This is a genomic window from Hyphomonas sp. GM-8P (assembly GCF_003263315.1).
Lineage (GTDB): Bacteria > Pseudomonadota > Alphaproteobacteria > Caulobacterales > Hyphomonadaceae > Hyphomonas.
Genome location: NZ_AWFE01000035.1, coordinates 92137 through 114319, shown reverse-complemented (window position 1 = coordinate 114319; position 22183 = coordinate 92137). Strand labels below are relative to the sequence as shown.

The 22183-nt window shown below is 62.2% G+C and carries 21 protein-coding genes; 19 read left to right on the top strand and 2 right to left on the bottom strand.

From position 1 onward, the window contains the following. The first annotated feature begins 8 nt into the window (after positions 1-8). From HY26_RS19335 to HY26_RS03455, 8 genes are all read left to right on the top strand, one after another. Entirely contained in the window at positions 9-134 is a 126-nt protein-coding gene (locus HY26_RS19335; RefSeq protein ID WP_255567008.1) for a hypothetical protein, read from the top strand. 483 nt (positions 135-617) lie between these two features. Next, a complete protein-coding gene (locus tag HY26_RS03485) occupies positions 618-1523 on the top strand; it encodes a DnaJ C-terminal domain-containing protein (RefSeq protein WP_034768801.1) in 906 nt (301 codons plus the stop codon). 120 nt (positions 1524-1643) lie between these two features. After that, positions 1644-2258, top strand: a complete 615-nt coding sequence (locus HY26_RS03480) for a hypothetical protein (RefSeq protein WP_112072927.1) — start codon at positions 1644-1646, stop codon at positions 2256-2258. A 4-nt stretch (positions 2259-2262) separates the two neighbouring features. Continuing rightward, positions 2263-2901, top strand: a complete 639-nt coding sequence (locus HY26_RS03475; RefSeq protein ID WP_034768793.1) for a hypothetical protein — start codon at positions 2263-2265, stop codon at positions 2899-2901. Positions 2902-3011: 110 nt separating this feature from the next. Further along, entirely contained in the window at positions 3012-3326 is a 315-nt protein-coding gene (locus tag HY26_RS03470) for a PepSY domain-containing protein (protein ID WP_051600251.1), read from the top strand. A 41-nt stretch (positions 3327-3367) separates the two neighbouring features. Next, positions 3368-4051: a response regulator transcription factor gene (locus HY26_RS03465; RefSeq protein ID WP_034768792.1), complete on the top strand. Its 684-nt coding sequence runs from the start codon at positions 3368-3370 to the stop codon at positions 4049-4051. A gap of 25 nt (positions 4052-4076) precedes the next feature. Continuing rightward, the gene (locus tag HY26_RS03460; RefSeq protein ID WP_034768790.1) at positions 4077-5504 is read left to right on the top strand and encodes an ATP-binding protein; all 1428 of its coding nucleotides are present in this window, start codon (positions 4077-4079) and stop codon (positions 5502-5504) included. Continuing rightward, positions 5501-6118: a hypothetical protein gene (locus tag HY26_RS03455; RefSeq protein WP_034768788.1), complete on the top strand. Its 618-nt coding sequence runs from the start codon at positions 5501-5503 to the stop codon at positions 6116-6118. The genes HY26_RS03460 and HY26_RS03455 overlap by 4 nt, the downstream gene beginning before the upstream one ends. Here the strand turns inward: HY26_RS03455 and HY26_RS03450 are convergent. Both HY26_RS03450 and HY26_RS03445 read right to left on the bottom strand, forming a co-directional pair. Further along, positions 6070-7833 carry a formylglycine-generating enzyme family protein gene (locus HY26_RS03450; RefSeq protein ID WP_112072926.1) on the bottom strand — a complete coding sequence of 588 codons (1764 nt, stop codon included), beginning with the start codon at positions 7831-7833 and terminating at the stop codon, positions 6070-6072. The genes HY26_RS03455 and HY26_RS03450 overlap by 49 nt on opposite strands. Positions 7834-7932: 99 nt before the next feature. Further along, complete coding sequence (locus tag HY26_RS03445) at positions 7933-10005, bottom strand: [FeFe] hydrogenase, group A (RefSeq protein ID WP_112072925.1); 2073 nt, start codon at positions 10003-10005, stop codon at positions 7933-7935. A 187-nt stretch (positions 10006-10192) separates the two neighbouring features. Here HY26_RS03445 and ccmE point away from each other — a divergent pair, with 187 nt between their 5' ends. The 11 genes from ccmE (at position 10193) to HY26_RS03390 (ending at position 22127) form a co-directional block, all read left to right on the top strand. Then, positions 10193-10618 (top strand): cytochrome c maturation protein CcmE, encoded by a 426-nt coding sequence (gene ccmE, locus HY26_RS03440; RefSeq protein ID WP_034768784.1) that lies wholly within the window; start codon positions 10193-10195, stop codon positions 10616-10618. Further along, entirely contained in the window at positions 10615-12495 is a 1881-nt protein-coding gene (locus tag HY26_RS03435) for a heme lyase CcmF/NrfE family subunit (RefSeq protein WP_112072924.1), read from the top strand. Before ccmE ends, HY26_RS03435 begins: the two co-directional genes overlap by 4 nt. After that, positions 12492-12890 (top strand): cytochrome c-type biogenesis protein, encoded by a 399-nt coding sequence (locus HY26_RS03430; protein ID WP_051600249.1) that lies wholly within the window; start codon positions 12492-12494, stop codon positions 12888-12890. Before HY26_RS03435 ends, HY26_RS03430 begins: the two co-directional genes overlap by 4 nt. A gap of 652 nt (positions 12891-13542) precedes the next feature. Then, positions 13543-15078 carry a Do family serine endopeptidase gene (locus HY26_RS03425; protein ID WP_233351520.1) on the top strand — a complete coding sequence of 512 codons (1536 nt, stop codon included), beginning with the start codon at positions 13543-13545 and terminating at the stop codon, positions 15076-15078. 38 nt (positions 15079-15116) lie between these two features. After that, positions 15117-15791 carry a response regulator transcription factor gene (locus tag HY26_RS03420; RefSeq protein WP_034768779.1) on the top strand — a complete coding sequence of 225 codons (675 nt, stop codon included), beginning with the start codon at positions 15117-15119 and terminating at the stop codon, positions 15789-15791. A gap of 32 nt (positions 15792-15823) precedes the next feature. After that, a complete protein-coding gene (locus tag HY26_RS03415) occupies positions 15824-17224 on the top strand; it encodes a HAMP domain-containing sensor histidine kinase (RefSeq protein WP_034768777.1) in 1401 nt (466 codons plus the stop codon). A gap of 2 nt (positions 17225-17226) precedes the next feature. Continuing rightward, the gene (locus HY26_RS03410; protein ID WP_112072923.1) at positions 17227-19932 is read left to right on the top strand and encodes a bifunctional [glutamine synthetase] adenylyltransferase/[glutamine synthetase]-adenylyl-L-tyrosine phosphorylase; all 2706 of its coding nucleotides are present in this window, start codon (positions 17227-17229) and stop codon (positions 19930-19932) included. A 53-nt stretch (positions 19933-19985) separates the two neighbouring features. Then, positions 19986-20474 (top strand): EF-hand domain-containing protein, encoded by a 489-nt coding sequence (locus HY26_RS03405; protein ID WP_112072922.1) that lies wholly within the window; start codon positions 19986-19988, stop codon positions 20472-20474. A 104-nt stretch (positions 20475-20578) separates the two neighbouring features. After that, a complete protein-coding gene (locus HY26_RS03400; RefSeq protein ID WP_034768775.1) occupies positions 20579-21121 on the top strand; it encodes an RNA polymerase sigma factor in 543 nt (180 codons plus the stop codon). Further along, positions 21118-21591, top strand: coding sequence for a hypothetical protein (locus tag HY26_RS03395; protein ID WP_146740165.1), 474 nt, complete (start codon positions 21118-21120; stop codon positions 21589-21591). The genes HY26_RS03400 and HY26_RS03395 overlap by 4 nt, the downstream gene beginning before the upstream one ends. Next, positions 21588-22127 (top strand): periplasmic heavy metal sensor, encoded by a 540-nt coding sequence (locus tag HY26_RS03390; RefSeq protein ID WP_112072920.1) that lies wholly within the window; start codon positions 21588-21590, stop codon positions 22125-22127. Before HY26_RS03395 ends, HY26_RS03390 begins: the two co-directional genes overlap by 4 nt. Positions 22128-22183 lie beyond the last annotated feature (56 nt).

Below are 22183 nucleotides of genomic sequence, written 5' to 3'. Positions count from 1 at the left end.
AGGTGGCGGTGTCCGTGCCGTTGGTGACGGCGCACGAGGCAGCCGCCCGCCTGATCCGCAAACCAGCGCCGGATGTGGCACGCCCGGCCTTCCGCGAAGGCGTCTACACAAAGCTGCAGCTGCAAGGAAGATAACACAGGCGATGGGCCTTCGGGTTTGGTGCGCATACAAATTATTTGGCTGTTGGGTGAGAAGGTGTTGAATACAGGTGGTGCCTCACAAAGGAACCGAGGCGTTATGTTAAAATGGCGTACCTTTTAGAAGCACACCCTCTGACTGCGCATTCAAAGTGTCAGATGGAAATTGTGTGGTAGGCCAAACGCGATTTTTCGCGGAACGATCTTTCATCTGCGCGCGTCTGCCGGGTTGCTCAGCTGGGTTCGCCGCGGTGGGGACCTGCCGGAGAGTTGGGCCCTGCCGGAGGCGGCCAATGCCGGTCGGTTCGCTGTTCAGTTCGATACCGGCACCGGATTTGGCGATGAGATAGAGACGGATATGCCCTCAGCGGCGATTCCATCGGGCGCGATCGCAGCGTGCCTGGCTGAAATCGGCGCAGATGGCCGCAGTGGCAAGTGGGTTCCAATCCCCCTCGGGACACCCTAACTGTATGTCAGCAAATGAAATACCAGAAGGATCCGACTCACTTGGCCATCGACCCCTACATCGTGCTCGGCGTTCCGCGCTCGGCGACGGAGGCCGAGATCAAGAAGGCTTACCGGGCAAAGGCGAAAGCCCTGCATCCGGACCAGCACAAGGATGATCCCAAGAAGGCTGAAGAGTTCAAACGCGTCTCGGCCGCTTACGACATCCTTGGCGATAAGGAAAAGAAGGCGAAATTCGACCGCGGCGAGATTGACGGCGACGGTAACCCGACCGGCTTTGCTGGCGGTGGTCATCCGGGTGGTGCTGGCGGGTTCCGCTGGCAAAGCGCGTCGGGCCAGAGCCCCTTCGAAGGCGCGCAGGGCGACCCGTTCGAAGACATCCTATCCGGCATGTTCGGCGGCGGCCGGTCCCGCCGCGGCGGCCCGGGTCCGCAGAAGGGCCGGGATGTCCGCTACCGTGTGCAGGTTGACTTCGAGGATGCCGTGCTCGGCGCGCGCCGCCGCATGACCATGGCCGACGGCCGGGCGCTGGACGTGAACATTCCTGCCGGGATCGACACCGGACAGACGCTTCGTCTGAAAAGCCAGGGCCAGCAATCGCCTTATGGCGGCCCGCCCGGCGACGCGCTTCTGGAAATCGAGGTCCGTCCATCGAAGATCTGGGAGCGTGAAGGCAAAGACCTTCGCATGAAGCTGCCCATCGGCCTGAAGGAGGCCGTTCTCGGCGGCAGCGTGGAAGTGAAAACACCTTCCGGCCATGTCACGCTGAAAGTCCCGGCTGGCTCCAACACAGGCGCGCAGTTGCGGCTGAAGGGGAAAGGCGTGAAAACCGCGCCGCCGGGCGATCTGTATGTCCGGTTGGAGATCGTCCTGGAGAATCCGAAGGACGAAGGCCTGCGCAAGTGGGCGGAGAAATCCTGACGCCTGCCTGATTTGCTTTCCGGTGGTCAACCGAGCCTCCCTTGTTCCGGGGATATACGGCCGGGGCGTTGCCGGTAATGAGTTCAGTTCCAGAAACTGAACCTCAGGGGGGCGCTCATTATGCGCATCGCTATTATTGGCTTGTCCATGCTCACGCTTTCGGCCTGCGGAGCGGCCGGTTCCGAATTCGGCACTGAAGAAGCGGCTGGGCCGTGCGGCAATATCCAGGCCATGCTCGACGCGCGCACCGAAGCCGAACCGTTCAAGCGCCTGCGTGGCGTCAACAAGATGATGGGCGACACGCCGCTGTCGGATACTTTCATCGGGACGCACAAGCCTTTCGGCGCGGCCTGTACCGCAAGTGTCATGAACGGTTTTGGCGCCGGCACGACGATTTACACCTACAGCTGCCCCCTTTTCGAGGGCAATTCCATAGGCCGGGACGACGAGCGCGCAGATGCTGAAGCGGCGTTCGATACGGCGGCCAGTGAAATGCGGGCTTGTCTCGGTGACGGATGGGAAACCGCCGAGGATACCGAGAACGGAGATTATCAGGTATACCACAAACTCACGTATAAACCGGTGGACATGGCCGACAGTGCAAGCGGTTTCACCGTCGATCCCGCTTTCCTGGAGATGAGCTATACGCCCTTCATGCGCGGGCGGGGCGGACCGCCGGGCTGGCAGGTCATGTTGCAGTTCCAGGCGCAGGTCGATACTCCGGCGAAGGAGTAGGAAGATGCGCAAACGGATAGAACTATTCAGAACGGCCTTCGTGCTGGCAGCGGCGCTTGTGCCGGCAGGCTCGGCGCTGGCCGATTGCGCCGAGCTGAAGCAGGTCGCGGACAAGCTGGAAGCGGTCCGGCCCCTGACGTCGGATTTCCCGCTGGCGACCGGCTGGCTACATCGTGATGTGGCGCTGACCGGCGATTGGGTTCTGGACGGTTTCGACGACTGCCGTTTGGTGGACGGGCCGATCGGCAAAGTGACCCCGAAATATGTCACCACGGCGTATGAGTGCCATTTGCGGGAGATGCCGGGCAGTGAAGACGGCGCGGAGATGATGGTTGCGGATCGGGCTGCGTTCGAGACGCGGTTGAGGTCCGCGGTCGGATGGCTGCAGCCATGTCTGGAGAATGGCGAAGCGGGCTTTGAGCGGGATACAGGCAGTCATGGCACCACGGAGCGATTCGTGAGAATCCAGCGCAAAAGCGAGACTCTAGGACTGTATGAAAGGGCGAGGATTGCCCTGTCTATGGAAAGCTGGAGCGATGCGCGCCCGTACAATGATCCGAGGGCCGGATTTACCATGTCGATGACTCCGCGGGACATGAAGCTGGTCATTTTCAGCCCGGCCTGGACACTCGGTCCGCCGTGAGGCGGGTTGCCGGGGCGGCATTTGCCTGCATTTGAGGGGTGGAGGCACTGAATGAAAGTGAACGGTATCGTTCACTTCACATTCAGAGCTGCGGCCTTATACGGCAGGATATGAAACGGATTGCCGCCCTTTTTCTGGCCCTTGGCCTCGTCTTCGCGCCCGCGGCGTCGGCGCAGGACTGGATGAACCAGTTCTCGCCCGGACAGGCGCGCGATTCGCGCAATCAGGGACGGACCGTGCCGCTGAGCCAGATTTTCAACAATCTGAAGCGGCAATATGGCGGCTATCAGTTGAGCGCCGACCTGTATGACCGGGGCAATGGCAAATCGGTCTACGAGATCGACTGGATGACCAAGGATGGCCGCAAGATGCATTTCGTGGTCGATGCGCAAACGGGCGCCATCCTTGACCGCCGCGGTGCCTGAGCCAACATTAGCCCTTAGCCATTTCAGGGAGTAGCCGAACCATGCGTATCCTGGTTGTTGAAGACGATGCTGACCTGCGCCGCCAATTGGCCGACGTGCTGGGGCAGTCAGGTTATGCGGTCGATCTCGCCGCAGACGGTGAGGATGGCCACTTCCTGGGTGACACCGAACCTTATGATGCGGTGATCCTGGACCTTGGCCTGCCCAAGATGGACGGGGTGAGCGTGTTGAAGAAATGGCGCGCGGACGGAAAGTCCTTCCCGGTTCTGATCCTGACCGCCCGCGATTCGTGGAGCGAGAAGGTGGCCGGCTTCGATGCCGGGGCCGACGACTACCTGACCAAGCCGTTTATCACTGAAGAGCTGCTGGCCCGCCTCCGTGCGCTGCTGCGCCGTGCGGCTGGTCATTCCGCTGCGACGCTGGAAGCCGGCAAACTGATGGTGGATACCCGCGCCGCGCGCGCCATGATCAATGGCGAGCCGGTGAAGCTGACCGCGCACGAATACCGCGTCCTGTCCTACCTGATGCACCATCAGGGTCGGGTTGTTCCGCGTACGGAACTGGTCGAGCATATCTACGATCAGGATTTTGACCGCGACTCGAACACGATTGAAGTGTTCATCGGCCGCCTGCGCCGCAAGATCGGGCAGGACCGTATCCAGACCGAGCGTGGTCTCGGCTACCGACTCGTTGTGCCGGAGAATGAAGCACGCGTGGCCGGCTGATGCCGCCCCGTGCTGATTGCCGGGTATGAGCGACGCCGACACCAGACCTGATACATTCCTTGACCGCTGGACGCGCCTGTCGCTGGCCCGGCGGATCATTCTGGCGGCCGCTGTCTGGGGCCTGATCGTGCTGATCGGCGGGGCGCTGGCCCTGTCGGCGCTTTACCGGGCACAAACGCTGTCCCTTCTGTCCGACGATCTGGATCAGACCCTGATCACTCTGACGCGCGACATGACACGCGAGGGGGCGTTCCTGCCGGATGGCCGGGTGACCGACGACAACCACGTCTTCCTGTCGACAGATTCCCGCTACCAGACCCAGTATTCCGGCCGCTACTGGGCGATTGTTGCGGTGAACGAAGACGGCGAGGCGGTTGGTGACCTTCGCTCTCGCAGCCTGTGGGACGAGCCCGTGCCGGTGTCGCCGCGCCTGTTGAAGCGGGCGCTCGCCACGCCGGGCACGACGCAGTTCGGGATTGGGCCGGGGCCCGCCGGCCAGCGTATCTTCGCAGCAGCCAAGGCTATAATTGTGGAGAACCGCGCGACGCCGCTTGTGCTGGTCGCTGCCGCAGACAGGGCACAGAACGACGCCGCGGCGACCCGGTTTCGCAATTTGCTGATCGGCACAATGGTGGTCCTGTTTGGCAGCGTGTTCGCCGCGATGGTTGCCGGAATCCGCTATTCACTGCGGCCGCTGGTGAAGCTCGGCCATGACATTGCCGAGATCCGGGAAGGCACGCGGCTGAAACTGCCCGACGATTACCCGTCCGAAGTGCAGCCGCTGACGGAAGAATTGAACAAGCTGGTCGACCACAACCGGCAGGTTGTCGAGCGGGCGCGCACGCATGTCGGGAATCTTGCCCACGCTTTGAAGACACCAATTGCGGTCCTGCGCAACGAGGCGACAGGCAAGACTCAGCTGGACGATGTCGTGCGCCGCCAGGTCGATTCGATGCAGACCAATGTGGAGCACTATCTGAAGCGTGCCCGCATGGCTGCGCGGGCTGAAGCGCTGGGCGCGCGCACGGAAGTGCGCCCGGTTCTGGATGGTATCGCCCGGCTGATGAACCGGCTTTATGACGCCAAAGGCATTGATGTGACCGTCTTCGGTGGCGAGGCAGCCGTCTTCCGCGGGGAGCGGCAGGACCTTGAGGAGATGGTGGGCAATCTCATGGAAAATGCCTGCAAATGGGCGAAGGCCGATGTGCGGGTCAGCGTGCTCGACGATGCCACCGAATTACGGATCGAAGTCGATGATGACGGCCCGGGCCTGACCGCAGAAGAACGCGAAGGCGCGCTCAAGCGCGGGGTGCGACTTGATGAAACAACCCCCGGCACCGGACTGGGTCTGTCGATTGTCACAGAGCTGGCAGAGCTGCATAAGGGCGTGCTTGAACTGGATGAGGCCCCGGCCGGGGGCCTGCGCGCACGCCTGAGGTTTCCGAAACGATGAACCGCCTGAATATTGCTGTCGCCGGTCTCTGCCTCGCTGTGGCCGTGGCAGGCTATCTGGTGGTGGGCAAGCCGGGCATGCCCGACGAACCGATGGCCAAGCGGCAGGAAGGCCTCGCCCAGAAGATCGCCACGGCGCCGGAAACACTGACGCCTGCGGAAACCCTGTCGCGCCTGGAACTCGCGACGCAGCAGCGCCCGAACGACCCGCAGCCGCATTTCTTTATTGGCGAGATGCTGCGCGCAGAGGGCCGCCCGGAGGACGCAGCGCGCGCTTACCAGTCGGCCTTGCGGCGTGACGAGAATTTCGTTCCGGCGCTTGTGGCGCTGGCCGATACGCTGGTGGCGTTGTCAGGTGGCGGGGTCAGCCCGCAGGCCACGAGGCTGTATGGCCGGGCTTACGAACTGGACGAGACGCAGGTGCGCGCCGGAATGTGGGCCGCAATGGGGGCCGCGCAGGCAGGCGACCAGGACAAGGCCGAACAGGCCATGCGGTATATCTACAATAATCTTCCCGAAGGCGATCCTCGCCGGGACCGTTTCCGCGGCATGATCGAAGCCATCGGTCAGGGGGAAGAGGCTGCGCCCGGACCGGGACCGGCACCTTCGGAATAGGCAATTTCAGGGGTAGGCAGGGCCAGCTCCCGGGCGACCCGAAATCCCAGGCCGCTGCCTCGCGTGGATGGTGCGTGAATATCTCGGGTTGCCTCTCGCACTTCGCCCGGGCCGTAGTTCCAGGAGCCACCGCGTATCACACGATTTGAACAGTCAGGCTGCTGCGCGTCGCCATCCATGTCTGCGGCCCGTAGGGGGCCGTAGCAATCCTCCACCCATTCCCAGACATTGCCCGTCATGTCGAATAGGCCAAAGCCATTTGGAGCATAGGACCCCACCGGCGCCGTAAAGGCTGCGCCGTCGTCACAATTGAATGTGTTCCAATCCGGAAAGTTCTGCTTGGCCGATACATCTGCAGCGTTTCTCAGCATACAGTCCGCCTGCGTATTTTCGTTGATAGCATGGACCGACCGTGAGCCAGCCCGCGCGGCATATTCCCATTCCGCTTCGGTTGGCAGCCGATAGGTTTCCCCCGTCCGAAGGCTGAGCCAGCGCACATAGGCCTGCGCGTCGAGCCAGTTCACACAAACAACCGGATGGTCGGGTTCCTGAGCAAAGCCGGGGGCGTCCCAGGTTACATCTGCGTAGAAATCGAGACCGCCGTCGCGTAGCCCCCAGCACCAGCCTGCCGGTTTGTAACCTGTCGCGTCCATGAATGCCTTGAACTGAGCGACGGTGACTTCGGTACGGGCCAATGCAAAGCTGGTGGTTTCCCGTTCATCGGATGGCATTTCCTGAGTGTGGCGCGCCGGTTTCCAGAGCTCAGCGGATTTCAGCAGCTCGGCTTCCTCAACGGTCGTTCCCATCAGGAACCGCCCAGCCTGGATCGCCACCATGTCTGGACAGTCTGCACAATCCTGGAACACCGATCCTGCGGACGGGACATTGGTGCCGCCCGAGGCGCGCCCCATCCAGAATGTCGCCTGACTTGCGACAATCACCATGGCGGCCACACCGAAGACGGCGAGAACCTGCGTTCCGAGACGCTGTCCCGTTTCGTCGGTGCGTGTTGCCCCCAGACCAAACCGCATGAACCAGCCGCCGAACCCGGCCGTGATCAATGCGAGCAGGATCAGTCCCGGACTTGAGTGCGGGTGGACCACGCCACCTTCCGGCTCCAGGTCGAAGGCGATCCGGGCGGTCAGGACGGCTGCGGAGAGGGACAGGAGAGCAGCGCGGGCCGCCATCCGCCGCTGGCCCGGTTTGCCATCGAACGATGCCCGCCAGATTGCGTTCAGCCCGATGAATGCAAGAAGCGCCGCAATGGGCCAGGCAAACATGCCCGGATGAGCGAGGGGGGCAGATCCTGCAAGCATGCCGCCGACAAATGCGCAAATGACGGCATTGCCATAGCGGAACGCGCTGAAGGCAGGCTGGGTTTTGAAGTTCCTGAGCGTGTGGGCGTATCCGCCCAACGCGACGGCGAGCAGGATGAAGATGTAAACCCAATGGGGATCGGGCGAGAAATTTGCCTCTACACCCACAACAGCGAAAACGCGCCGGAGGGCGGCTCCGGCCAGGTCGACTATTTTCGCCGCAGTCGGCTGTTCAAACAGCGTCCCGAAAAAAGCCTGTGTCACACCGATCAGCCAGGCGAAGCTTTCGTGGACGAAGATGTGAAACCCATCGCGCATCAGGGACAACAGGGCCGCCACACTGATCAGGATGATCCCCACCTGGACGGTGAGATCGCCAAAGATTCTAAGCTGGCGCAATACGGGTCTCCCAGGCCGAAGCGGAAAGGGAAACCAGTAGCAATTCGCGTGCCACGCGAACTGTTATGGCGTGGTTCGGAGCGTTGACGCCGGCCTGTTTTAGAGGATGTGGCGTTCGAGGGTTCTGATCCCGACCCGGGATCGTCCATCCGCATCTATCGAACATGTTTCCATGCTGAACCGGCATCGCTGGCCATCAGGCGTAACGACGACGAGATCATCCGGCACGGCAGGCGGCTCCAGATGATGCCGCACAAAATGAGGGCCGAATTTCCTGGGTGGCAGGCCGCTGCGGATGAGCGCCGCTATGTTGTCTGCGCCCCGGATATCGCCGAAGGGTGAGGCGGTGGACCAGACGCCGTCCGGATGGAACAGGCTTGCGGCGGCCTCGGCATCGCGCCGGTCCACGCAATCGAGAAACCGCGCCAGCAGCGATCGGTCTGAGCGCCTTGCCGTGTGGGTGGTGTGCAGCAGGGCGTGCGCGGCTATCGAGTTCGGCTCCCCAAGTTCCGTATCGTACAGTTTCCGGACGTCAGGGTTCTCATAGGAGCGCCTGCGCGGGGCTTTGGCATCGATGTCGTAGATCGCTTTGCTGCGTTTTTTCAGGACATCAGGGTCCATGGATTTCGGCTCGCCGCCGCCGCCCAGACATCCGCCCGAACAGGCCATGACCTCGATGGCCACATATGCCGTGCGCCATGCGTCTGTCTCCAGCATGCGCTGAGCCGCGGCAATGCCATTGCAGACCGCTACAGTTCCGATGCCGGGAATGGTCGCCGTCTTTACGGCTTCGCGCACGTCACGCAATTGCTGCCACTCCAGCGGAACCTGGTCTTCCCGCCCTGTGAGGTGGGCTGCGGTACGAACCATCGCTTCCATCACACCGCCAGAGGCGCCGAAGATCTGCGCTGCGCCTGTGCTCTGGCCGAGCGGGCTGTCGAAACTGCCGTCTTCGGAAAGGGCGCCAAATGCAATGCCCCGGGACCGGATCATCCGGGCGAGTTCCCGCGTGGTCAACACATGATCCACGTCACCGGACATACCCGGCCGCAAGGCCTCGTCTTTTTTAGCCGTACACGGCATGACGCTGACAACATAGGGCTCCGTTTTTCCCTCGGCGAATTCCGGTCCGAGGGATCGCGCGAAATAGCCCCGCTTTGCGATGGCGCCATGCATCTGCTGGGGGGATTTCGTCGTGCTGAGATGCTGAAGGAGATCGGGCCGGTTGAGCTCAAGCCAGTTCACCCACCCCGGACAGCAGGATGTGAACAGTGGAAGGTCCGTCTGTGTTTCCAGACGGGTCAGCAGCTCCGTCCCTTCCTCCATGATGGTCAGGTCAGCTGTAAAATTCGTATCGAAGACATAATCGAACCCGAGCTGCCTCAGCGCGTTGATCAGCCTGCCGGTGCTGACAGTCCCGGGCGCCATGCCGAACTCTTCGCTGATCGCGATACGTGTGGCTGGCGCAACCTGGACGACAGATGTGCGTTTGCGCGCGTCGAGCGTATGCAGAACGTCGTGCCAATGCGGCGCCTCTATCAGGGCGCCGACCGGACAGACCAGCGTGCATTGACCGCAGGAAATGCACTGGGTTTCAGACAATGGGTCGTCGAAGACGGTGACGGGTAGGCGTTCGTCTCCGCGTTCGGCAAACCCGATCACGTATTGCTGCTGGCCGGCCTCGCCGCAGGCTTCGGCACACAGGCCGCACTCGATACATTTGGACAGGTCCCGCCATATGCTGGGCGACGTGTGGTCAGCTGATGAATGTTCAGGATGTGCGGCAGATCCCGGGGGAATTTCCTCCCAGCGCTCCTCCCACTGGTTTTCAGCGACAAGACTCTGCAGTTTGCAGGACCCGTTGACCTCGCATCGCATGCAGTCGTTCGGGTGGCGGGCTAACAGCCACTCTCCATTGCTCTGCCGGAATTCCCGAAGTGCATCTGAATCCGTTTCGACGACGTCGCCTTGATTCGCCGGAGTCGTGCAGGCTGGCCGCGGCTTTGTCTCGCCTTCAACCTCGACCAGGCACATCCGGCAGACCGAATGGGACGGCAGGCCCGGATAATGGCAAAGCGTGGGGATATGGATGCCTGCTTTGCTGGCAGCATCGAGCAGCGTGGCACCCTCGGCTATTTCGACCAGCCGCCCATTGATCGTCAGTTCGATCATCCGAAAAAGGTCTCAAATGCTGCAGGCGTCATAATCCCCAGTATAAACGCACAGCCCGCAATTAGACAGCCACGTCTCTATTGGGTTCAGGCCTTTCCAGCCTGCCCATACGGGCGTCAGGGTCTCGCCCGCGCCGGATGCATCTGCCGCACTCCCAATTTGGCGCGGGTCGCTCTATAAGACCGGCATGCGCGCACGCACTCGACGACTCTACACGTTTGGCATCGCCGCCGTCCTGCTGCTGGCTGCGGCGGGGCTTGCCTTCATGGCCCTGCGCCAGAATGCCAACCTTTTCTACACACCCCAAACGCTGGCCGAGAAAGGCCTGCCAAAAGAGGGGCGTGAGGTGAAAGTCGGCGGCTGGGTCGAGCCGGGGTCGCTGACCTATTCGGCGGATGGCGCCACCATGATGTTCACTGTGATGGACAACAGCGATGCCGACATCAAGGTCGCGTTCACCGGTATTGCGCCGGACCTGTTCCGCGAAGGGCAGGGCGTTGTTGCCATCGGCCAGTTCAGTCCCGACGGCACATTCACCGCCCGCCAGATCCTGGCGAAGCATGACGAGAACTACCAGCCGCGCGAACTGCGCCCCGAGGCAATCGGCGGATGATCGAAGCCGGGCATTTCGCGGCCTTCCTGGCGCTCGGCGCCGCGCTGGCGCAGACGATCTTCGGCCTGAAGGGCGATCGCCGGTGGGCAGGCATGTCCGCCGTGACCGGTTTTGGCCTGATGGCGTTTTCGTTCCTCACGCTGGTGCATGCCTTTGCCGTTTCGGACTTTTCGCTCCTGCTTGTGGCGAACAACTCCCACACGCTGAAGCCGATGCTCTACAAGATTGCCGGCACATGGGGAAACCATGAAGGCTCCATGGCGCTCTGGGCGCTGGTGACCTTTGCGTTCGGCGCAGCGGCGGCTGCCCTGATGAAGACGGGACGTGTGAATTTCGAGGCCCATGCGCTCGGCGTGCAGGGGTTCCTGACCGCCGGCGCGATGGGCTACCTGCTGTTTGCGTCCTCACCTTATCTGCGCCTCGACCCGGCGCCCTTTCAGGGGGCGGGGCTGAACCCGCTCCTGCAGGACCCGGCACTCTCCTTCCATCCGCCGATGCTGTATCTCGGCTATGTCGGGTACTCCTTCGTTTTCGCGCTTGCTGCGGCCGGCATGATGGATGGGCGCATTGACCGGGTGTGGGCGAAGGAAGCCCGGCGCTGGTCGCTCGCCGCCTTTGTGCCCCTGACCTTGGGCATCGCGCTGGGATCCTACTGGGCCTATTACGAGCTTGGCTGGGGCGGCTGGTGGTTCTGGGACCCGGTGGAGAATGCGTCCCTCATGCCCTGGCTGATCGGAGCGGCCTTGCTGCACTCCGTGATCGTCACGGAAAAGCGCGAAAACTTTGCGGCCTGGACGGCGCTTTTGTCCGTGCTGGCGTTCCTGTTCTCGATCATGGGAGCCTTCCTCGTGCGCTCCGGTGTGCTGACTTCCGTTCATGCCTTTGCTGTTGATCCGGAGCGGGGAACGATCCTTCTGTTCGGACTGATGGTCTATGGCGTGCTCGCCCTGGGCCTGTTCGTCTGGCGCGGGCCTTCCCTGAAAGGCGCCAAGCCCTGGCTGATTGTTAGCCGCGAAGGCGCGTTGATGGCCAATAACATCGTGCTTATCGTGGCAGCGCTGACCGTATTGCTGGGCACACTTTTCCCGCTGATGGCCGAAGCCGCTGGACGCACCATGTCCGTAGGCGAACCATATTTCCGGCTGACTTTCGTGCCCATCCTGGCGGTCCTGCTCGTCCTGCTGCCCGTCGCCCAGAACTGGGCGTGGGGCAAGGCGGATCTGAAGCAGTGGACGCGCTGGGCCATCGCAGGTGCCGCACTGGTCGCCGTGTTTGCCGCGCTGGGTATTGGCATCTGGAAGGTTTCACTGGGCGCGGCATTTGGGCTGGCGCTTGGCGTCTGGCTGATCGGCGGTGCCTTGTGGGAACTGCGGCGCCGTGCCGTCACGCTGAAGCGCGTGTTCCGCGTTTCCCCGCGCGTCTGGGGCATGACCCTCGCCCATATGGGGATCGGCCTGTTCATCATCGGCGCCGTGATCGAAACGACCGAACGGTATGAAACCACGGTTGCGCTGGCAGAAGGCGGATCGGGCGAGGCGGCTGGCTGGACCCTGACTCTGGAAGATGTCCGCTCCATCGAGGGGCCGAACTGGTATGCGGACAAGGCGGTGCTGACCGCCGTGAAGGGCGGTGTGACGACCGTGCTGCAGCCGATGAAGCGCTACTATCCTGCCGCGCGCATGCCGACGACCGAGACCGCGATCTTCAAGACCGGCACGGGCGATCTTTATGCGGCGCTTGGCGAGCAGCGTGTCGTGGACGGGCAGGCACGCTGGGTTTTCCGGGTCTACTTCAATCCGCTGATTGATTTCGTATACTTTGGCGTACTGCTGATTGGCCTCGGCGGCTGTCTCAGCATGGTGAAGGTCAAGCGATGAAGGCGTTGTTCCTGTCTCTCGTGATCGCACTGGCGGCCGATGTTCCGCTGGATAATCCGGCGGAGGAGGCCCGCGCGCAGGCGCTGATGCGGGAGCTGCGCTGCGTGGCGTGCGAGAATGAACCCGTCTCCCAATCCGCTGCGCCGATCGCCGAGGATATGCGGACCCGCATTCGCGAAATGGTCGGCGAAGGGTCTACCGACCAGGAAGTGCGCGACTGGTTTGAAAGTCGCTATGGCGAGTTCGTGCTGTTCCGCCCGAAGGGAAACAATCTGAGCGGCATGCTGCTCTGGCTTGGTCCGTTTCTCCTGCTCGCCATTGGCGGACTCATCGGCTTCCTCACCGCACGGCGGAAGCGGACAGTCGTGGACCAGATCGAATCGGAAGACGTCTGACCCCGCCTGCCATTCAGTCAGGATCTCGAAATTGTGAGGGGCAGGGTTTGCCGGCGCCGACCCCCGTGGGAATAGCCGTCAGGCTGGGTGGGGACATTGCTTGACGTCTGAATGGGACTTCGCAAGCCACCTTGGCAGTAGGCAAGACGTACGAAGTGGTGATTGACACCGGTAGGCCCGGGGATTGGGCCCTTCCAGCGCCGGCAACTGGCTTGAGGCATAGGCGCGATGACGCAACAGCCTGTCTGGCATGCGGTTAATCAAGCGCACAAATCAGCCCCTTCTGATCTATAGTGAAAACAAGTATGTCTCGCAAACTGTAGTATTTCAAGGGCTTTTTCGATTTAGTCATACTAACGGTATGTTTAAATCTGATAAGATTTGAAGTTTCAGAATTTTGTCGACCCCATCATTCGGCGGCTGGTTGAGAAGAGTTTTCCAGGCGCGGCCGGGCCTCGATCGGATTCCTCTCCATTCCTCGCCTGCCGGAAATGAGCTGATCGGACAGAGCGTCGGTCCGTTCCTGGGCACCGGCGTGATCTCCTGATTCCATTCGACTTACTGTCTTTTAATGACCACATTCGTTCTCGTATGATTATGTAACGTCCGACCGGACAAACGGCGATATTTCAGAGAGTTGGAGAGAGAAATCATGAAACTTGGCATTTCTCGGCAGGCACTGGTTGCAGCGCTTTTCGGAGCCGCAGCGGTTGGGACCTTGTCGATCGCGCCTCAGATTCTCAGCCCAGAGGCCGGCGCTCAGCCGATCGCGATCCAGGCGCCTGCGGGCGCGCCGATGAGCTTTGCCGACCTGATCGAACGCGTCGAACCCGCCGTCGTCAGCGTGAACGTGGTGTCCGAACGCCAGGTCAACGACATGGGCGACATGCAGGAATTCTTCGAACAGTTCCGCGGTCTGCCGGGGCTCGACGACTTCCTTGAGCAGCGCCGCCAGCAAGAAGAACAAGGCGAGGAGCCGCAGACGCGCGAAGCGCGTTCGCTCGGCTCCGGCTTCTTCATTTCGCAGGACGGCTACATCGTGACCAACAATCACGTGGTCGAGAACGCCGTCCAGATTGAAGTGGTAACGAAGGACGGGGCTGAACTGGAAGCCGAACTCATCGGCACTGATCCCGATACAGACCTCGCCGTTATCAAGGTGAAGGATAAGGGGACATACCCCTATGTGCGTTTCGGCAACTCCCATAATCTCCGCAAGGGCGACTGGGTCGTGGCCCTCGGCAATCCGTTCGGATTCAGCGGTACGGCGACGGCAGGCATCCTTTCGGCCGATGGCCGGGAGCTCGGCAATGATAGCCCGTATACGGACTTTCTCCAGATTGATGCTGCGATCAACCGCGGCAACTCCGGCGGCCCGACCTTCGACCTGCACGGCAATGTCGTCGGTGTGAACACGCAGATCCTGTCGCCCACCGGCGGTTCGGTCGGTATCGGTTTTGCGATCCCTGCCGAGCTGGCCCAGGAAGTGACCCAGGCCATCATCAAGGATGGTCATGTCTCCCGCGGCTGGCTGGGTGTCCAGATCCAGGACCTCACCGAAGACATGGCTGAGGCCCAGGGCATGGACAACAATGATGGCTCCATCATCGCTGACGTGACCGAAAACAGCCCGGCGGCCAAAGGCGGCCTCCAGCGTGGCGACATCATCCTGTCGGTCAATGGCCAGAAGGTCAGCGATGCGACCTCGACGACCCGCCTTGTCGGCCGTCTGATCGCCAACACATCGAACAAGTTCGACATCATGCGTGGCGGCAAGCGTCAGACGATCAATGTCGTCGTCGGCGAGCGGGGCGACAATCTCAGCGCCCAGCGCATTCCGGCTTCGGCCCTGTCCGAAGGCTCCGGCGACAATGCCGACGAAGCCACCATGGAATCGCTCGGCGTGACCTTCATTCCGCTCGACGACGAGATGCGCCAGCGTCTCGGCCTCGACAAGGACGAAGCCGGTCTCGTGATTTCAGAGGTTGAGCGTGGCGGAGCGATCGAAGAGGCCGGCCTGCAGCGCGGCATGGTCATCCTGGAAGCCAACAATGAGCCGGTCTCGAGCGTTGAAGTTCTGAAGAAGGCCATCGACGCCGCCAAGAAGGCGGACCGGACCAAAGTACTGATCGCTGTGCGTGTGGGCCAGATCACGACCTACCGCACCATCGACATCAGCAAAGACTAAGTGAGGCGGAAATGCTAGACACAGTTCAGGAGGATCCCATGCGTGTGCTGGTGATCGAAGACGACGCAGAAATGGCCAGCTTTATCGAGAAGGTCCTTGTTGAGGCTGGGCATTCGGTGGACAAAGCGGACGATGGCGAGCGTGGACTGGCAAAGGCGCGGTCGGAAGAATTCGACGCCATGGTGGTCGACCGCATGCTGCCAGAGAAAGACGGCCTGACCCTGCTGAAGGAATTCCGTGACGCGGGCGGCACGACACCGGCGCTCTTCCTGTCGGCGCTGGGCGACGTCCAGAACAAGGTACAGGGCCTGAAGGCCGGCGCCGAGGACTACCTCGCCAAGCCCTTCGCACCGGCAGAACTTGCTGCACGCGTTGAGGCGCTCGGCCGGCGCACGCCGGGCCAGGAACCGCCGGTCACCGTGCTGAAGGCGGGCGACCTGGAAATGAACCTGCTGACCCGCAAGGTCACGCGGGCTGGCCAGAAGATTGACCTGCAGCCGCGTGAGTTCCGCCTTCTGGAATACCTGATGCGCCATGCCGGCCAGGTCGTGACGCGCACCATGCTTCTGGAGAAAGTGTGGGACTATAATTTCGATCCGCAGACCAATGTGATCGATGTTCACGTCTCGCGCCTGCGCGCCAAGATCGACAAGGAATTCGACGAGCCGCTGCTACACACGGTCCGCGGGGCCGGATACAGGTTGCAGGGCTAGACGGATTGGCAGGGCGCTGGCACTAGCGAGCCATGAAATTCGCCCTGCCGACCTTCCTTAGGACGACCACATTCAAGCTGGCGCTGCTCTACAGCGCCATGTTCGCAGCATTTTCGGCGGCGTTGCTGGTCTACCTCTATTATTCGACGGTTTACTACATTCGCGCGGAATCCGACCGGCGGATGGATCTGGAATTCGAACAGCTGGGTAATGCCTACTTCACCGGCGGCATGGAACGCCTCAGCGAGTCGGTGTTCGAGCGGATGACCCGCAACGGATCGACCTTTTTCTATTATCTCGAAGATGCCTCGGGCCGCCGTATCGCCGGACACTTCCAGCGCATGCCTGCGCATAATCCTGATCTTGATGTCCAGACCGTGTACTTCGAAGTCACGCTGACGGAGCCGGACGGGTCCGAAGTCGTCCGTCCTGTGGCGGGCCGCATCGTGCGCCTGCGCGACAATGGCGGGGCTTTGCTGGTGGCGTTTGATACTGCGCAGCAAACCGCGATTGTGGGTCGGATCCAGAACGCCATCTTCATTGCCGCGCCCATCGGGCTTGTCCTGTCACTGCTGGGCGGTCTGTTGATCTCTCGCGGCGCGGCGCGGCGGGCAGATGAACTCGCGCGGACGGCAGAAATGGTGATGGGCGGCGAGCTTGGCCGCCGCGTGCCTGTGCGAGGGTCCGGCGACGAGTTCGACCGTCTGGGCCAGCGCATGAATGCGATGCTCGACCAGATCGAGAAGCTGGTCGAATCCACCCGCAATACCGGCAACGCAATTGCTCATGATCTGCGCTCCCCGCTCTCGCGTCTGCGCAACCGGCTGGAGATCGCGCTCTCCGAGCCGATGTCCAAGGAAAGCGCCGAAGCGACGCTTGGGGAGACGGTCGAGGAAGTCGACCGGGTGCTCGGCACCTTCAACGCCATCCTGCGCCTTGCCCGCCTCGAAGCGGGTGCAGAAGGCGAGCGCGTGCGGATGGACGTCAGCGAACTCGCCGAAGAACTGGCCGAACTGTTCGAGCCGGCCTGCGAAGAGGCCGAACAGAGCTTCCGCAGCCAGATCGCGAAACACCTGATGGTTCTGGGCGACCGGGACCTGATCGGCCAGGCTCTGTCGAACCTGCTCGACAATGCCATCAAGTACACCCCCGTGGGCGGAAATGTCAGTTTTACCGTGGCGCGCGGCCCGGAAGGCACGGTCGATCTCACAGTCATCGATACCGGACCGGGCGTTCCGCCGGACGCGCGCAAGCGGGTGGTCCAACGCTTCCAACGGATGGATTCGGCACGCACCCAGCCGGGTAGCGGCCTCGGCCTTGCCCTCGTTGTGTCAGTTGCGGAAATGCATGGCGGTGAATTGATCCTGTCAGACGGAAACGGCCCGGAGGGATCGCCCGGGCTGAAAGCGACATTGAGATTGCCCAGGGCATAAGCATGCTGAACGTCAGACCGATTGCTGAAACTCCTGAAGCAGCGCTGGCACTTGCCTGCGAACGGGCGCCATATCTGCGGCGGCTGGTCGGCCGGGATCTGGAAGACCGGGACTGGCGCGAAGCCATCGAAACCGTACGTATGCTGCCGAAATTGGGCCAGAAACCCATCGAAGAGGCGATGCGTGTTTTGCGCCGGGCCAAACAGGCAACGCATTTGTCGCTGGCCGGGGAAGACTTGTCAGGCACGCTGGACGTCATGGACGTCACACTGGTGCTGACAGAGCTCGCCTGTGAGTGCGTCGATACTGCCCTCAAAGTCGCCCTCGCGCATCATGGCCTTTCCGGCGATGGCATCTTCGCCATTGCGCTTGGCAAGATGGGCGCGTTCGAACTCAACTACTCCAGCGACATCGACTTCTGCATCTTCTATGACCCCGACGTGTTCGACGGAGGGGAACGTTCGCCCGGCGAGGCGGCACAGCGCGTCGCCCGGGATATCGTCCGCATGTTCGATGATATAACCGAAGACGGTTATGTCTTCCGCACCGATTTGCGCCTCAGACCCGACCCGTCCTCGACACCACTGGCCGTGTCCACCGCCATGGCGGAAGTCTATTATGAAAGCGTCGGCCAGAACTGGGAACGGATGGTCTGGATCAAGGCGCGCCCGGCCGCCGGAGACATCGCGGCGGCCAAGCGCTTCCTGAAGGGGATGGAGCCTTATGTCTGGCGCCGGAACCTCGACTACTGGGCCATTGGTGACATCCAGGCGATCAAACGGATGATCAACACCAAGGCCAAGGCGCGGGAATTCAGTATTCCGAACCCTGACATCAAGCTGGGGCCGGGCGGCATTCGCGAGATCGAATTTTTTGTTCAGACCCAGCAGCTGATCCTCGGCGGCCGGCGTCCTGAACTGAGGGACAATACGACCCTTGGCGCGATGGAGGCCCTGCGCGCTGGCGGAGTTGTTGAGGACGAGACAGCACGCGACCTGACCGAAGCCTATCGCCAGCTGCGCAATGTCGAGCACCGCATCCAGATGCGGAATGATGAACAGACCCACACGCTGCCGAAGGACCCGGAAGCGCGGGAAGTGGTCGCCTTCCTCAGTGGCTATGGAAATCTGGAGGAATTTGACCGGGACGTTCTCGAAACACGCCGGATCGTCCAGTCGGCCTATGACGCCCTGTTTGCTGCCGAAGACAGGGCGGCAGGGGAAACCCGGTCCGGCAATTTCGTGTTCACGGGGGTCGATGACGATCCGGGCACGGTCGAAACCCTCCGAGGCCTCGGCTTCAGTGATCCGAGTGCGGCGATCGAGACGATCCGCAGCTGGCACCGGGGCCGTGTGCCCGCCACGCGTACGGCGCGCGGGCGCGAATTACTGACGGCGATCCTGCCGCGCCTCCTGGAAGACATGGGCAAGACGGGTGAGGCTGACGAGGCGTTCCGCTGGTTCTCCCGTTTCTTCGGCGGCTTGTCGTCCGGTGTGCAGACGCTGGCCATGCTGCTGGCAGAACCGGACCTGCTGGACGATCTGGTCGCGACGCTGGCGCTGGCGCCCCGCCTCGCGGAAATCCTGTCCCGCCGTCCGGACTTGCTGGAATCGCTCGTCAGCGGGCAAGCGCCGGTGCGGCCTGAGATCGGACCTGATACGAGCTTCGACAGCGCGCTGGATGCCTGGCGCCGCTATCACCGCGACCAGCACTTCCTGACTGGCCACCGCCTGCTGCACGGGCTTATCCCGGCGAAGGATGCGGCGGAATACTGGACAGCGCTTGCCGACGACACAATCCGGGAAATGGCCGCCGCGGCGAAATGGGAAACCGAGCGCCGCAACGGGCCGCAACACGGTTCTTGGGGCGTGTTCGCCATGGGCAAGCTGGGCGGCAAGGAACTGACCGCCGGGTCCGATCTCGACATCCTCGTCATCTATGATGCCGACCCGCTGGAAGCGCAGACCTGGTACACGCGCTTCACCCAGCGCCTGATCACTGCGCTGACGGCGCCCACCGCGGAAGGCGCCCTTTACGAAGTGGATATGCGCCTGCGCCCATCCGGCCGCGCAGGCCCTGTTGCGGTCAGCCTGCCAGCCTTCACATCCTATCAGCACAAGGATGCCTGGACCTGGGAGCATATGGCGCTGACCCGGTTGCGCCCGGTCGCGGGAGATGAGGCGCTCGGGCAGACCGTCATGGATATTGCCTTCGATGCGATCACGGAACGTGCGAAGACAAATGCGGAAGCTATCCCGGCTGACATTACCGACATGCGTCAACGCCTCTACCGGGAAAAGCCGGGCAAGGGACTGTGGGACCTCAAAACCGCCGAGGGCGGACTGATCGATGTGGAGTTCGTCGTGCAGCAGGACATGCTGCTCGGTGGACGGGCCGAAGCGATCTGTGCGTCCACGCAGGACGCCATTGAACGCTCCAGCTTCAACATCGAAGAACGCCTTCTGCTGACGGAAGGCCTGCGCCTTCTCCAGGCACTCCAACAGGTCCAACGCGTGGCCATTGGCACCGAAACGCGCTCCGATGTCATGCCGGCAGGCCTGCGGGACAGGCTCTGCAGGGCCGTCGAAGCCGGCACGTTCCGTGATCTGGAGACTGAATTATCTTCCACAAAATCAAGGCTTCACCAGCTGGCTGTGGAAAAACTGCACCTCGACGCGACGGAAAGCGGGCCTTCTCCCGTTTCATAATCACTGGTCGCCCGGACACAGCGGCGGCCGCGAAAGAGAGGAGCTACCCCCTTATGAAACGTATCTTTCTCGCGACAGCATCCCTGGCCGCAGTGGCCACAATCGCTCTGCCGGCACTCGCTGGCCCACGCGGCGGCGGTCAAGGACCGGGCATGATGAAGGATCGCATGGAGGCGATGGACACGGACGGTGATGGCAACATCACCAAAGCCGAAGTCGATGCCCACCGTGCCATGATGTTCTCTGCCATCGATATCGATCAGGATGGCAAGGTCAGCGAAGCCGAGATGACTGCGCACCACGAAGCCATGATGGCCCAGAAGAGGACGCAGCGTCAGGCCGAGATGTTCAAGCGTATGGACACCGACGGTGACGGTACGATCAGTGCTGAGGAATTCACCTCCAAGCCTAACCGCATGTTCGACCGGTTCGACAAGGATGGCAATGGCGTGATCGCGATCGACGAAATCCCGGATCGCAAGGCCGGCTTCCGCGGCATGCGGGGCGACATGCCACCACCGCCTCCGCCGGAAGACGAATAAGAGATCGGGCTCAGGCCCGGTTGGGCGGCACGGCACGCATTCAGTATGTGACACCACCGTATTGAGTGCGTGCATCCCGCCTTCAACGGAGTAAGCTCGGTTCCGTGGCTTTTGTATCGGATCTCGACCAGATCACACGGGCGGCGGCGGGCGATCCGTCAGCCGTCTCGTGGCTGGTCGACCGGTACTCACCGGGCGTTCTCGGCCTGGCAACACGGATGCTTGGCGACCGGATGGAAGCAGAAGACGTGACTCAGGAGACCTTCCTTCGCGCATGGAAAGCGCTGCCCACCTGGGAACCGCGAGCCAGGTTCTCGACCTGGCTGCACCGCGTGGCGCTGAACCTCTGTTACGACATCCTGCGAAAGCGCCGTGAATCCCTGCCCGGCGAACTGCCGGAGATGACGGACCCGGAGCTGACCCCACCTGAACGGCTGTTGCAGACCGAACGGGTGAAGGCGATCGAAACAGCAATCGCCAACCTTCCGGAGCGCCAGGCAGCTGCCTTGACGCTCTGCGCCCTGCAAGGACACTCTCAGGTGGAGGCGGCGGAAATCATGGAAACAAGTGAAGAAGCGCTGGAAAGCCTTCTCGCGCGCGCCCGGCGCAGCTTGAGGGCGACACTGGCCGAACGGAGTGTGGCATGAAGGACCAAAGGATGACATCGACCTTGTCTGACGAACGGGTCCTCGAACTGATCGAGGCTTACGGTGCCGATCCTGCTGCCTTTCCCAAGGCGATGCGGGAGATTGCTGCGCGCCGCATGGCGGAGGCGCCCGGACTGTTTGCGAAAGCTCTGGATGATGCCCGCCGCCTGGACCAGTTCCTCGACCTCGTTCCGGCGGCCGAAGTGTCCGCATCGTTGCGCAACAGTCTGTTGGCGTGGGCGCCGAAACCGAAGCGGGATGCCGGGGCGAAGTTCGGCCTATGGCGGTTCCTGCCGGGATGGCTGCCAGCGGGGGCCGCGGCCTCTCTGGTCATGGGGCTTGTGATTGGTGTGAATGTTTCGCTGCCCGCATCGGTGGCCAGCGCCGAGACGACGGATGAGACCGACGTTGTGATGTATGCGGCCCTCGGATTTGGCGATTATGAATTGATGAGTGAGGCGGCAGAATGAGCGACACGTCTGATACGCCCCGGCGGTGGCCCCTGTGGCTGATTGGTTCGCTGATGGCGAACATGATTCTTGTGGGCCTTCTGTCTGGGCTCCTGATGCAGGCAGGCCCGAAGGGCACACCGGATAGGCCGCCGCGGGAGCGTATCTCCTGGGGTGACCGCGACGATGGCAGCCGTCAGGCCATGCGGCGGGTGTTCAAGGAAGCTTTCAAAGCGTCTGCGGAAGAGCGCACGGCGCGGGTCGAATCGCGCCGGCAGCTGGCTGAAGCAGTCATCGCCGAGCCCTATGACGCCGACGCGGTGCGGGAGGCTTTCCGCAAACTGAGATCGGCAGACGATGCGGTGAATGAGGCCACACACGAAGCCATGGTGAACCTGTTTGCCTCCATGTCGGAAGAAGAGCGCCAGCATATGGCGCAGATCCTGAGACGCGGACCGGGCGGTCATAAACCCAAGCGTGGTTCGGGACCGGGCGAACGCGGTGGTCCGGGGGATGGCCCTCCACCTCCGCCCCCGCCGCCTGATATGGAGCCGTAATCAGGGTTTCCTTTCGGCGCCCGGCGTTCCACAGTGGTGGCAAAACGGGAGGGCCG

Coding starts and splice junctions, on each gene's coding strand:
- ccmE (WP_034768784.1), top strand. CDS start 10,193: ATGCGCGCACGCACTCGACGACTCTACACGTTTGGCATCGCCGCCGTC.
- HY26_RS03405 (WP_112072922.1), top strand. CDS start 19,986: ATGAAACGTATCTTTCTCGCGACAGCATCCCTGGCCGCAGTGGCCACA.
- HY26_RS03435 (WP_112072924.1), top strand. CDS start 10,615: ATGATCGAAGCCGGGCATTTCGCGGCCTTCCTGGCGCTCGGCGCCGCG.
- HY26_RS03395 (WP_146740165.1), top strand. CDS start 21,118: ATGAAGGACCAAAGGATGACATCGACCTTGTCTGACGAACGGGTCCTC.
- HY26_RS03430 (WP_051600249.1), top strand. CDS start 12,492: ATGAAGGCGTTGTTCCTGTCTCTCGTGATCGCACTGGCGGCCGATGTT.
- HY26_RS03465 (WP_034768792.1), top strand. CDS start 3,368: ATGCGTATCCTGGTTGTTGAAGACGATGCTGACCTGCGCCGCCAATTG.
- HY26_RS03470 (WP_051600251.1), top strand. CDS start 3,012: ATGAAACGGATTGCCGCCCTTTTTCTGGCCCTTGGCCTCGTCTTCGCG.
- HY26_RS03445 (WP_112072925.1), bottom strand. CDS start 10,005: ATGATCGAACTGACGATCAATGGGCGGCTGGTCGAAATAGCCGAGGGT.
- HY26_RS03425 (WP_233351520.1), top strand. CDS start 13,543: ATGAAACTTGGCATTTCTCGGCAGGCACTGGTTGCAGCGCTTTTCGGA.
- HY26_RS03480 (WP_112072927.1), top strand. CDS start 1,644: ATGCGCATCGCTATTATTGGCTTGTCCATGCTCACGCTTTCGGCCTGC.
- HY26_RS03455 (WP_034768788.1), top strand. CDS start 5,501: ATGAACCGCCTGAATATTGCTGTCGCCGGTCTCTGCCTCGCTGTGGCC.
- HY26_RS03390 (WP_112072920.1), top strand. CDS start 21,588: ATGAGCGACACGTCTGATACGCCCCGGCGGTGGCCCCTGTGGCTGATT.
- HY26_RS03460 (WP_034768790.1), top strand. CDS start 4,077: ATGAGCGACGCCGACACCAGACCTGATACATTCCTTGACCGCTGGACG.
- HY26_RS03415 (WP_034768777.1), top strand. CDS start 15,824: ATGAAATTCGCCCTGCCGACCTTCCTTAGGACGACCACATTCAAGCTG.
- HY26_RS03420 (WP_034768779.1), top strand. CDS start 15,117: ATGCGTGTGCTGGTGATCGAAGACGACGCAGAAATGGCCAGCTTTATC.
- HY26_RS03410 (WP_112072923.1), top strand. CDS start 17,227: ATGCTGAACGTCAGACCGATTGCTGAAACTCCTGAAGCAGCGCTGGCA.
- HY26_RS03475 (WP_034768793.1), top strand. CDS start 2,263: ATGCGCAAACGGATAGAACTATTCAGAACGGCCTTCGTGCTGGCAGCG.
- HY26_RS03485 (WP_034768801.1), top strand. CDS start 618: ATGAAATACCAGAAGGATCCGACTCACTTGGCCATCGACCCCTACATC.